This is a genomic window from Kitasatospora sp. NPDC058162 (genome assembly GCF_042884005.1).
Lineage (GTDB): Bacteria > Actinomycetota > Actinomycetes > Streptomycetales > Streptomycetaceae > Kitasatospora.
On sequence record NZ_JBHVUS010000022.1, the window covers coordinates 144918 to 155266 of the forward strand.

The window sequence follows — 10349 nt, forward strand, 5'->3', positions numbered from 1 at the left end:
CCGCGGTCACCCTTCGTCGCCGCCCGGGCCGACGAAAGTCGCCGCTCCGGAGCCGCCGGCCGTCGCACTGCGCGCGCCGTAGTCACCACCCGCGCCGTAGTCACCGTCCGCCCCGAAGGCCGTGAGCAGCAGCGCCACGTCGTCCACCCGCCCGGTCGAGCCGACCTCGCGCAGCAGCCGCTCGGCCAGCTCCTCCAGCTCCTCCCCCGCCCGGCCGTGCGCCAGCGCCGCCCGCAGCCGGTCCACCCCCTGGTCGATCGCCAGTGCCGGGTCCTCCACCAGCCCGTCGGTGTAGAGGGCGAGCAGCGAGCCGGGGCGCAGCCGCAGCTCGCTGACCGGGTACGCCGCCCGCTCGTCCACGCCCAGCAGCGGCCCGCCCGGGACGTACAGCGCCTCGGCCCGTCCGTCCGGGTGGCGCAGCACCGGCGGCAGGTGCCCGGCCCGGCCGATCCGCACGGTGCCGTCGGCGGGGGTGAGGCGGACCAGGCAGCAGCTGGCGAGCAGCCCCGGGTCGAGGTCCAGCAGCAGCCGGTTGGTGCGGGCGAGCACCTGGTCGGGCGGCTCGCCGAGGCTGGCGAACGCCCTTACCGCGCTGCGGAGTTGGCCCATCGCGGCGGCGGCGCCGACGCTGTGGCCCTCGACGTCGCCGATCACCAGGGTGAGGTCGTCGCCGGTGACGATCGCGTCGTACCAGTCGCCGCCGATCTCCATGCCCTGGGTGCCGGGCAGGTAGCGGGCGGCGGTCCGGATGCCGGGCACCTGCGGGAGCCGGTGCGGCAGCAGCCCCTGCTGGAGGCCGCGGGCCAGCGCGAACTCGGCGTCGTACAGCCGCGCCCGCTCCAGGGCCTGGGCGATGAAGCCGCCGAGGCCGGTGAGCAGGCCGCGCTCCTCGACGGTGAAGGGGTGCGCCCGGTCGAAGCCCAGGATGCAGCTGCCGACGGGCCGGCCGGAGGCGATCAGCGGCAGGAAGGCCCAGGCACCCATCTCGTCCAGGGCCAACCCCGGGTAGGCGGCGGCGAGTTCGCGCACCGACTCGAAGAAGATCGGGGTACCGGTGCTGAGCGTCTCCGCGCCGGGCACGAGGGCGTCCAGCGGGGTGCCCTCGAAGCCGTCCAGGAAGCCGTCGGGGTAGCCGCTCTGCGAGACCAGGTGCAGCCGCTGCTCGCGCACCCCGTAGATGGCGAGCTCCTGGCCGCCGAAGGCCGGGAGGATCTCGTCGGCCACCGCCCGGCACACGTCCCGCACGGTGACCGCCTCGGTGAGCGCGCTGGCCAGCTGGAGCAGGTGGTGGGTGCCGCCGACCCCGCCCGCCCCCGTGCCGAGCGAGGCCCGGGGCGGCAGCAGGGCGGCGGGCGGCTCGGCCGCGCCCGGCGGCGCCTCGGCGGCGACCACCCGGCCGGTGACGCCGTGCGGGTCGGGGTAGAGCGAGAAGGCGAGCCAGCCGTCCGGCGGGCGGGCGGCCAGGAAGGCGGTGGGCTGCTGGGAGAGCAGGGCGGCGCGGTAGCGGTTCTCGTAGAAGGGGTCGGCCAGCCAGGGCAGCACCTCCCAGGGGTGGTGGCCGACCAGCTCCTCGGCGCCGGCCCCCAGCAGCGGCTCGGCGGCCCGGTTGACGTAGCTGATCAGGCCGTCCGGGTCGAGCGAGATCAAGCCCTCGTGCAGCCGTTGCACGGCGGCCGCGGCGGCGGTGAGGGAGCGGACGTCCAGCACGGCGCCGACCAGGTGGGTACGGCCGTCGGAGATCGCCCCGGGCACCCGGGCCCACAGCTCCACCGGGTACGGGCGGCCGCCCGGCCCGAGCACCCGCACCCGGGCCGCCAGCACCTCGCCGTGCTCCAGGGCGGTACGGGCGGCGGCCCGGAACTCGGGCACGTCGCCGGGGGCGATCCGGCCGGTCAGGCAGCGCACCGTGCCGTCGAACTCGCCGGGCGCGAAGCCGAAGATCGCCCGGAACTGGGTGTCCGCGGCGAGCGCGCCGGTGGCCACGTCCCAGTCGAACAGCCCGACCCGGGTGGTCGGCACGGACGGCGGCGACAGCTCCACCACCGCCGCGTCCCCGGCCGGCTCCACCGACTCCCCGGCCGCCACCAGCCCGGCCAGCCCGGCGCCCAACCGGGAGGCGACCGCGTCCAGCCGCCCGCCCTCCTCGGCCGGCACCCCGTCGTCCGAGGCCGGCCACAGCACGCTGAGCACCCCGAACCGCTCCCCGCCGTGCCCCACCGGCACGCAGGCGGAGACGAAGTCGTACGGCAGGCCGACGGCGAGCTGGGGGAAGCGCCGCATGGTGTCCTCGGAGTCGGACAGCGCCACGGTGCGCCCGGTCCGGAAGCAGACCGCGACCGGCAGCGGCCCGGCGGCCGCGACCCGGCGGAACGGACTCATGATCGACAGCGGCACCCCGACGAGGGTCCGCAGCACCAGCGACCGCCCGTCCCGCGAACGCAGGTACACCATCGCCCCGTACGCCCGGGTCGACCCCAGCACCCCCCGGACGGCCTCCGCCAACAGCTCGTCCCGCGCGTGCACCGCCTCCGGGCCCGCCCCGCGGACCGGCTCGGCGTCCCCGCCGGTCGCCTGCGGATCGCGCATGCTCCCTTGCTACGTCCGGCCCGGAACCCTGTCAAGGCGAACCCCGCCTCCCCCACCCGACCCACCGGCCCCACCCACCCGGACCCGAACGCCCGGCACACCCGACCGAACCACTCCGCCGGGCAGGTGACGCGCTACGGCAGATCGGTGAGGTCGACCGCCACCGGGTACGGCACCGCGGCCTTCACCAGCCCGGTGAACACCTCACCGCCTCGGCTTGGGATGGTTCGGGGACTGTTCGATATCCTCGCCCGCGGGTGGTGGCGCCGAGGCCGCCGGGGGTGGGAGCGAGGGCTGTATGAAGTCGTCCGAGGGGCCGGTGCAGGAGGCCTCGTGGCAGTGGGACGGGGACGCCGACGGCGCGGCCGAGGTGCCCGGGGACGTGCTCGACGGCGGGGGCCGGGGCGGGGACGGGCCCCGGCTGAGCCGGCGCGGGCTGCTGATCGGGGCCGGGGTGCTGGCGGCCGGCGGGGCGGTGTGGGCACTGGGCCGCACGGGCGGCGGGCCGTCACCGTCGCCGACGCCGAGCAGGCCGCAGCCGACTGCGCTGTCCGGGCCGACACCGCTGTGGACGTACCGGGGCGCACAGCCGATGACCCCCGAGCGGCTGCTGACCGCACCGCAGCGCCCCGTGTTCCTCTCCAAGGCCGGGCTGCAGGTCCTCGACCCGGGCACCGGCGAGCCCGGACGGCTCCTGGTCTTCGACCCGCCACCGCCCAAGGACTGGCCGAGCGACCGGGAGCTGACCGCCGGGACGGTCGTGCTCCGGGGCGATTACCTGTACACCGCCGCCTCCCGGGGTCATCTGGACGCCCACCACCTCACCGACCCGGCCGCCGACTGGAGCCTGCCGCTGCCCGATGAACTACAGGGCCAGATCCAGTTCGCCTGCCAGGACGCCGGCGTCCTCTACGGCTGCCTGACGAACTGGTCCAGCGCCGACGGTGCCGTGCCGAGCAGCCGACTCTTCGCCGTGCAGTTGGACGACCGGACCCTGCTCTGGTCCGTCGCGAGCGATCACCGGGAGCGGCCGCTCGCCCTCGCCCCCGCGGACGGTGACAGACTGCTGGCCTGCGTCCGGTCGCTCGACAGCCGGGCCGAGCTGGTGGTCCGGTCCGCCGTCACCGGCCGTGAGCTGTGGACCTCCCCCGGCTTCGGGGACCTCAGCTGGTGCAGCCCCGCCGGGGGGAGCTTCCTCGTCCCGGACGGCAACGGCGGCGTGCGCATGCTCGGCGCCGGCGGCAAGCCGCTCTGGAGCCACTCCCCCGCCCGGGGGGAGTCCTGGCGGGCCCTGCCGCCCCTCCCGGACGCCGCCCGGGTGTACGTCCCGCGCGACAACGGCGTCGTCACCTGCCTGGAGACGACCACCGGTGCGGTGCTGTGGTCCTGCAAGCTGCCGTTCCTGCTGGACCGCCGCAGCCTCCCGCTGCTCGACGGCGGCACGCTGTACGTCCCCGGTCCGGCGCCGAGCGGGGTGACGGCGGTCCACACCGCGACCGGCCAACTGGGGTGGACCTTCCACGACTCCGGCCCCGGCCGGGACGTCTGGAGCCTCGCCGCCGACGGGACCCACCTCTACGCGGGCCACGACGACGTCCTGCACGCCCTCCCGCTGAGCTGAGACCGCTGGGCCGAACCTCTGGGCTGAAACCCGCTGGGCCGGGAGCGCCCCGAGCGGCAGGATGGCCGGATGCAGGTACGCCCGATCTCCCCCGACAAGCTGGCCGAGCTGCTCGCCGACCGGATCACCGAACTGCCCGGCGCCGCCGAGCGGTGGCTGCGGGTCGCCGTGGACGGCGCCGGGCCCGCCCGGCCCGAGCTGCTCGCCGACGCCCTGGTCGAGCCGCTGCGGCTGCGCGGCCGCCCCGCGCTGCGGGTGTCGGCGACGGACTTCCTGCGCCCGGCCTCGATCCGGCTGGAGTACGGCCACCGCGACGCGGACGCCTTCCACGACCTCTGGCTGGACGACGGCGCCCTGCTGCGCGAGGTGCTGGACCCGCTGGAACCGGGCGGCAGCGGCCGGGTGCTGCCCTCGCTGCGGGACCCGGCCACCGACCGGTCGACCCGCGTGCCGTACGTCCAACTCCCGCCCGGCGGAGTGTTGTTGCTGGACGGCGCGCTGCTGCTCGGCCGCTGGCTGCCGCTCGAACTGACCGTCCACCTGGCGCTCACCCCGGCCGCGCTGGCCCGCCGCACCCCGGCGGACCAGCAGTGGACGCTGCCCGCCTTCGCCCGCTACGAGACGGAGACCGGTCCGGCCGAGGCCGCCGACCTCACCGTCCGGGTGGACGACCCGCGGCACCCCGCCCTGGTCGAGCGTACGTAGCGGGGCCGACCCCCGTGGCGGAGCCCGGGTTCGTCCCGGCCGGGGCCGGGCCGCGCTGGCAGTACGGGCACCAGAACACCGCGCGGTCCCGCGGGGCGTCGCCCTGGCGCCCGGCCAGCACCGGGGTGACGCAGCGCGGGCAGGGACGGCCGGCCCGGCCGTAGACCCAGTGCCGGTAGCCGGGCCGGGTGTCGCCGGTGGTGATGTGGCCGGGGCGCAGCTTGTTGGCGTCCAGCATCTGCTGTGCGCGTTCCACCAGCCGGTCGGGGTGCGGGACTTCGCCGACCTCGGTCCACGGGGTCACCCCGGCGACGAAGCACAGCTCGTTGGCGTAGACGTTGCCGATCCCGGCCAGGTTGCACTGGTCGAGCAGCGCCTCGACGAGCGGCCGGGTGGGGCGGGCGAGGAGCCGGCGGACGGCTTCGGCCGGGTCCCAGTCCGGGCCGAGCAGGTCGGGGCCGAGGTGGCCGACGGCCCGCCGTTCGTCGGTGGTGCGCAGCAGCTCGACGACGGGCAGCCGGTAGCCGACGGCGGTGCCCCGCTCGGTGCCGAGGACGGCGCGGATCTGGAAGGCGGGGCCGCCGGTCCAGCGCTCGCCGGGGCGGTAGACCTCCCAGTGGCCGTCCATCCGCAGGTGGGTGTGCAGGGTGAGTCCGCCTTCGAGGCGGGTGAGCAGGTGCTTGCCGCGCGGGCGGACCTCCAGGACCCGGCGTCCGGCGAGCGCGGCGGTGGCGTGCGCGGGCACCCGCAGCTCGGCGCTGGTCAGCTGCTGCCCGGCGAGGGCCTCGTGCAGCTGGGCCGCCACGCGGTAGATGGAGTCACCTTCTGGCATGACCCCATTCTGGTCCGCGCGGCGGCCGGGTGCGGCACCGGCCCCGGGACGGCTACTTCTGCTCCGCTCCTACTCCGCGGCAGCCTGGCCCTCGCGCACCACGACCACCGGGCAGGGCGCGTGCTCGGTGAGGTGGCGGCTGACCGAGCCGAGCAGCACCCCGGAGAAGCCGCCGAGGCCGCGGCTGCCGACGACCAGCAGCGCGGCGCCCTTGGCGGCCTGGAGCAGGGTGCCGGCCGCGTTGCCGGGCATCACGCTCTCGCTGATCGGCACGCCCGGGTCCTCGCCGACCACCTTGGCGACGCTCTCGGCGAGTGTCTGGCCGGCCAGCTCCTCGGGGTTGAGGGACTCCCCGGTGGGGACGGCCGTCCCGCCCCAGCCGTAGAAGGCGGGGTACTCCCAGGCGGTGATCGCGTTGATCGTCCCGCCGACGGCCTTGGCGTAGTCGACCGCCCAGCGCAGCGCCTGCTCGGAGGCGGGCGAGCCGTCGACGCCGACGACGATCCGGTGGTTGGCACTCATGCGGTTGCTCCTTCGGTCTCTCCAACTCGGCAGCAATCATCCGAACATAGATCAAATCGGGCACCCGACCGGCATGTGCCACACCGCGCACGGCACTTCGCAGGCAATTCGGGTGCCGCCGATGGGCGCGTCCGCGAGACTGCCCCCATGCCGAGCAAACCGCGCCGCCGCGCCGGCGGATTCGCCGAGGTGGTCGCCGAGGTCGCCGCCACCCTGCCGCCCGCCCCCGGCGGGAGCACCGGCCCGTACCGGCTGACGCCCGTGGCGGCCAGCGGCTTCCTGGACGCCGAGGGCCGCTACTGGCGGCTGGCCCGGGGCCCGCTGGAGCGGCGGCTGGCCAAGCGGCTGGCGACCGGCGCCGACGAGATGACGCTGGGCCACTGGGACGGCTGGCACGAGGACTTCCCCGACGCCCTGATCCCGGTCCTGCTGACGCCCGAGGAGCGTCCGGCCGCCTGGCTCAGGGCCCTGGCCGAGGACCACCGCGCGTACGAGTTCCGTGCCGCCGACGGCCGGACGCTGCTCTACCTCGACGTCGACTGTTGAATCAACTGCGGTAGGCGGCCCACGAGTTGGACATCCGCTGGACCTGGCCCGGGGTGAACTGGGTCATGCAGGAGTCGTAGCTGTAGTCCATGAAGTTGTGGATCGGGTCGAGCCCGCCGCCCGGGCAGGTGTGCCGGCCCTCGGGGCAGCCGAAGGCGGCGCTGCGCTCGGGCGGGGTGTCGTCCACGTAGTCGCCCGGGGGCAGGCAGCCGCCCTGGAAGGTGTGGAACAGGCCGAGCCAGTGGCCGATCTCGTGGGTGGCGGTGTTGCCCTCGTTGTAGTGGGTGGCGGGGCCGCCGGGCAGCGAGTCGTCGAGGACCACCACGCCGTCGTCGGCCGGGTTCGAGCGGTAGACGTCGGGGAAGGTCGACCAGCCGAGCAGGGACTGGCCGAGGTGGGCGGTGTAGAGGTTGAGGGTGCCCTGGTCGCCCTTGCGCAGCGTCGTCTTCATCGACCGCTCGGCGGCGGAGCCGGGGGTCATGCCGGAGTACCAGCCGGAGTTGTCGGTCCAGTCGGTGCCGGCCAGCTCGAAGTGGAACTGGGTGGGGGTGTTGCCCTCGCCCTGACCGCCGTAGGTCGCGTTGAGGTGGTCGATCTGGGCGGCGACGACGCCCCCGTCCAGCCGGCCGGCGTCCCCGGAGTGGATCACGTGGACGTACACCGGGACGGTGGTCGGTGCGGCGGCCAGCTGGACGTGGGCGGGGCCGAGCTCGGCGAGCCGGTGGTCCAGGTCCGCCTGCATCGCCCGGGCCCGGTCGGCGCTCACGGCGTTCGGGTCCCGGCCCGCCCGGCTGCCGGCCGGCTTCCGGGCGGCGGCATCGGTACCGGCGGCGTCGGCGGCCTCATCGGCACCGACTCCGGCGACTGCGGTGCCGTCGCAGACGGCCGCCACCGCGCGGTGCGGGGCGGGCGCGGCGAACTGGCTCAGACCGGCCGCGGCGACCAGCGCGGCGGCGCAGGGGAACAGGCGGGGGGCACGCGAGCGCACCCGGGCAGTACGGCGCATCAGCGCTCCTGACGGGGAGGTGAGGGGGGAGGTGACGGGCAGCTGACGGAGGTGACCGGGACTCGACCGCTCCTCGGGCCCGCCCACCGGCGACCGGCGCCCGGCGCGGACCCGCCCGAGACTACGACGCCGAGAAGTCGATCTCCCGCAGGGCGCGCGCGGCGCCCCGGTCGAGTACCACGGCCGACGCACAGCCGGCCGGCGGCCGTCCCGCCCCGAGCAGCAGTCCGCGCAGCCGGGCCGCCGCGCCCCGGTGCCGGGCGAAGGCGTAGCGCGAGACCCACCGCCCGCGCCGCCGCTGCCCCGCCCGGGCCTCCTCCGGGTCCACGTCGAGCAGCAGCAGGTGCACCCGGCGGCCCTGCCGGGCGGCCGCGCGGACCAGCCAGAACCGGACGAAGGGCAGCGTGCCGCAGTCGTGCACGGCCAGCTCCCCGCCGTCCAGCACGGCCCGGCGCAGCCGCCGGTAGTGCGCGAGCCGGGCCAGCGGGCGGTACAGCGCGTACGGGAGACGGCCGGGCAGCCAGGCCGCGTACTCCTCGCGGACCAGTTGGGAGTCGACCAGCGGGGCGTGGACGCTGCGGCGCATCAGGGTGCTCTTGCCGCTGCCGGGCAGACCGGTGACGACCAGCAGGTCACCGGCGGGGTAGCGCAGCGCGGCCGGGCCGGGGCCGCGCAGCTCGTGCACACCGGCGCGGACGGTCCGGGCCGCGTTCGGGCGCTGCTCGGGCGGGCGGTTGCCGGCCGGGCGCTGCTCGGGCGGGCGGTTGCCGGCCGGGCGGTCCTCGGGCGGTCGGTTGCCGGCTGGGCGGCCCTCGGCAGCCCGGGGCGGCGGCACCCGTGGCGCCGCCGCCCGCGGTATTCGTGTCCCCGTCACCGGCCCTCCGCCCGCCGCTTCCACTCGCGTTCCCTGCCACGAGCATGGCGTATGACCAAGAACGAGTAAAGACCCGTGGTCAGAGTGGGTGCGGAGGCTCCGGCAGGAGGCTAGCCCAGCTGCGGGGCGACCCGGGCGGCGACCAGCTCCAGGTGGTCGAGGTCGGCCAGGTCGAGCACCTGGAGGTAGACCCGCTCGCTGCCGACCGCCGCGTACCGGCCGAGCTTCTCCACGACCTCGTCCGGGGTGCCGGCCAGGCCGTTCTCCTTGAGCTCCGCCACCTCGCGGCCGATCACGGCGGCCCGGCGGGCCACCTCGGCGTCATCCCGGCCGACGCAGAGCACCAGGGCGTTGGAGTACACCAGCTCGTCGGCCGAGCGGCCGGCCTGCTCGACGGCAGCCCGGACCCGGCCGAACTGGGCGGCGGTGTCGTCGACCGAGGCGAACGGCATGTTGAACTCGTCGGCGAAGCGTGCGGTCAGCGCCGGGGTGCGCTTCGGACCGGAGCCGCCGACCAGCACCGGGATCCGCTCCTGGGCGGGCTTGGGCAGCGCGGGCGAGTCGGTCAGGGTGTAGTACTCCCCGGCGAAGTCGAAGGTGTCGCCGAGCTTGGTCCGCCACAGCCCGGTGATGATCTCCAGCTGCTCCTCGAGCCGCCCGAACTTCTCCTTCGGGAACGGGATGCCGTACGCGGTGTGCTCGGCCTCGTACCAACCGGCGCCGAGGCCGAACTCGACCCGGCCGCCGCTCATCGCGTCGACCTGGGCGACCTGGATCGCGGTGACGCCCGGCAGCCGGAAGGTGGCGGCGGTCATCAGGGTGCCCAGGCGGATGGTGCTGGTGTCGCGGGCGAGGCCGGCCAGGGTGATCCAGGCGTCGGTGGGGCCGGGCAGGCCGTCCACGTCGCCCATCTTGAGGTAGTGGTCGGAACGGAAGAAGGCGCTGAAGACGCCGAGCTCCTCGGCGGTGCGGGCGACCTTCAGGAGGGTGTCGTAGCTCGCGCCCTGCTGGGGCTCGGTGAAGATGCGGAGATCCATGCGGGCCATTCTGGTACGGACCGCCCGTTCGGGAACGCAGGGAACCGGCCATGCCACGGAACGTTCCGAAGGTGGCCAAGGTCTCAGCACGGAACCATCACGTCCCGGCTCGCCTCCCCGACGACTCGCCTACCGTGGACGGATGTTCGCGACCCCCGACGAATCCTTCCGGCGCTCCCCCGACGAGCCCGGCGGCTGCCCACTGCCCGGCATCGTGGCCGCCTTCACGCCCCGGCTGGCCGAGTTCGCCTTCGAACCCGGTTTCGTCGCGGCCGTCGACCAGCACGCGGCGATGCTGCGGGAGCTGCTGTACGCCCAGGGGCCGGAGCTCGCGCCCCGGCCCCTGGACCGTGAGGAACTGTCGGACTACGCGCTGGGCTTCCTGGACGCGCTCACCGAGATCGGCTGGCGGGAGCCGGTGGGCTACGACTACGCCGTCACCCGGCTGACCGCGATCTGCTGGCTGGTGCGCGGCCAGGGCCTGCTGGAGGCCTGAGCCTGGCTCTGAGCCGACCTTGCCCCCTGAGAAAGTGTTGGGTAATTGATCAACTGCATGGCGTGAGTTGCTGGGGGTGATCTTCGCGGGCGTCTCGGCCGCGAAGATCACCGTCATGTGTGTC

The 10349-nt window shown here is 75.5% G+C and carries 10 protein-coding genes; 4 read left to right on the forward strand and 6 right to left on the reverse strand.

What is annotated here, in order from left to right; all coding sequences use genetic code 11:
• Nucleotides 1-6: 6 nt before the first annotated feature.
• Nucleotides 7-2586 (reverse strand): SpoIIE family protein phosphatase, encoded by a 2580-nt coding sequence (locus ACFVXG_RS31065; RefSeq protein WP_387932147.1) that lies wholly within the window; start codon nt 2584-2586, stop codon nt 7-9.
• Between the two features lie 298 nt (nt 2587-2884).
• Between ACFVXG_RS31065 and ACFVXG_RS31070 the strand changes: the two genes are divergently transcribed.
• Nucleotides 2885-4207, forward strand: a complete 1323-nt coding sequence (locus ACFVXG_RS31070) for a PQQ-binding-like beta-propeller repeat protein (RefSeq protein WP_387932149.1) — start codon at nt 2885-2887, stop codon at nt 4205-4207.
• 69 nt (nt 4208-4276) lie between these two features.
• Nucleotides 4277-4912, forward strand: coding sequence for a uridine kinase (locus ACFVXG_RS31075; RefSeq protein WP_387932151.1), 636 nt, complete (start codon nt 4277-4279; stop codon nt 4910-4912).
• Here ACFVXG_RS31075 and ACFVXG_RS31080 read toward each other — a convergent pair.
• Together ACFVXG_RS31080 and ACFVXG_RS31085 are read right to left on the reverse strand one after the other, a co-directional pair.
• Nucleotides 4860-5744 carry a DNA-formamidopyrimidine glycosylase family protein gene (locus ACFVXG_RS31080; RefSeq protein WP_387932153.1) on the reverse strand — a complete coding sequence of 295 codons (885 nt, stop codon included), beginning with the start codon at nt 5742-5744 and terminating at the stop codon, nt 4860-4862. The two genes, ACFVXG_RS31075 and ACFVXG_RS31080, sit on opposite strands and share 53 nt — an antisense overlap.
• Before the next feature lie 69 nt (nt 5745-5813).
• Nucleotides 5814-6266, reverse strand: coding sequence for a universal stress protein (locus ACFVXG_RS31085; RefSeq protein ID WP_387932155.1), 453 nt, complete (start codon nt 6264-6266; stop codon nt 5814-5816).
• Nucleotides 6267-6413: 147 nt separating this feature from the next.
• Here ACFVXG_RS31085 and ACFVXG_RS31090 point away from each other — a divergent pair, with 147 nt between their 5' ends.
• Complete coding sequence (locus ACFVXG_RS31090; RefSeq protein WP_387932156.1) at nt 6414-6812, forward strand: hypothetical protein; 399 nt, start codon at nt 6414-6416, stop codon at nt 6810-6812.
• 1 nt (nt 6813) lies between these two features.
• On the opposite strand, the gene ACFVXG_RS31095 is transcribed toward ACFVXG_RS31090, so the two are convergent.
• The 3 genes from ACFVXG_RS31095 to ACFVXG_RS31105 form a co-directional block, all read right to left on the reverse strand.
• Nucleotides 6814-7818, reverse strand: a complete 1005-nt coding sequence (locus ACFVXG_RS31095) for a zinc metalloprotease (protein ID WP_387932158.1) — start codon at nt 7816-7818, stop codon at nt 6814-6816.
• 121 nt (nt 7819-7939) lie between these two features.
• On the reverse strand, nt 7940-8692 hold the full coding sequence (locus ACFVXG_RS31100) for an AAA family ATPase (protein ID WP_387932160.1): 753 nt from the start codon (nt 8690-8692) through the stop codon (nt 7940-7942).
• Between the two features lie 110 nt (nt 8693-8802).
• Nucleotides 8803-9729 carry an LLM class F420-dependent oxidoreductase gene (locus tag ACFVXG_RS31105; protein ID WP_387932162.1) on the reverse strand — a complete coding sequence of 309 codons (927 nt, stop codon included), beginning with the start codon at nt 9727-9729 and terminating at the stop codon, nt 8803-8805.
• A 142-nt stretch (nt 9730-9871) separates the two neighbouring features.
• On the opposite strand from ACFVXG_RS31105, the gene ACFVXG_RS31110 reads away from it, so the two are divergent.
• A complete protein-coding gene (locus ACFVXG_RS31110) occupies nt 9872-10225 on the forward strand; it encodes a DUF6401 family natural product biosynthesis protein (RefSeq protein ID WP_387932164.1) in 354 nt (117 codons plus the stop codon).
• Nucleotides 10226-10349: the final 124 nt, after the last annotated feature.

What these genes read in the sequence shown, in the direction of transcription:
- ACFVXG_RS31065 (WP_387932147.1), bottom strand. Translation starts at nt 2,586, where the DNA reads ATGCGCGATCCGCAGGCGACCGGCGGGGACGCCGAGCCGGTCCGCGGG.
- ACFVXG_RS31070 (WP_387932149.1), top strand. Translation starts at nt 2,885, where the DNA reads ATGAAGTCGTCCGAGGGGCCGGTGCAGGAGGCCTCGTGGCAGTGGGAC.
- ACFVXG_RS31075 (WP_387932151.1), top strand. Translation starts at nt 4,277, where the DNA reads ATGCAGGTACGCCCGATCTCCCCCGACAAGCTGGCCGAGCTGCTCGCC.
- ACFVXG_RS31080 (WP_387932153.1), bottom strand. Translation starts at nt 5,744, where the DNA reads ATGCCAGAAGGTGACTCCATCTACCGCGTGGCGGCCCAGCTGCACGAG.
- ACFVXG_RS31085 (WP_387932155.1), bottom strand. Translation starts at nt 6,266, where the DNA reads ATGAGTGCCAACCACCGGATCGTCGTCGGCGTCGACGGCTCGCCCGCC.
- ACFVXG_RS31090 (WP_387932156.1), top strand. Translation starts at nt 6,414, where the DNA reads ATGCCGAGCAAACCGCGCCGCCGCGCCGGCGGATTCGCCGAGGTGGTC.
- ACFVXG_RS31095 (WP_387932158.1), bottom strand. Translation starts at nt 7,818, where the DNA reads ATGCGCCGTACTGCCCGGGTGCGCTCGCGTGCCCCCCGCCTGTTCCCC.
- ACFVXG_RS31105 (WP_387932162.1), bottom strand. Translation starts at nt 9,729, where the DNA reads ATGGATCTCCGCATCTTCACCGAGCCCCAGCAGGGCGCGAGCTACGAC.
- ACFVXG_RS31110 (WP_387932164.1), top strand. Translation starts at nt 9,872, where the DNA reads ATGTTCGCGACCCCCGACGAATCCTTCCGGCGCTCCCCCGACGAGCCC.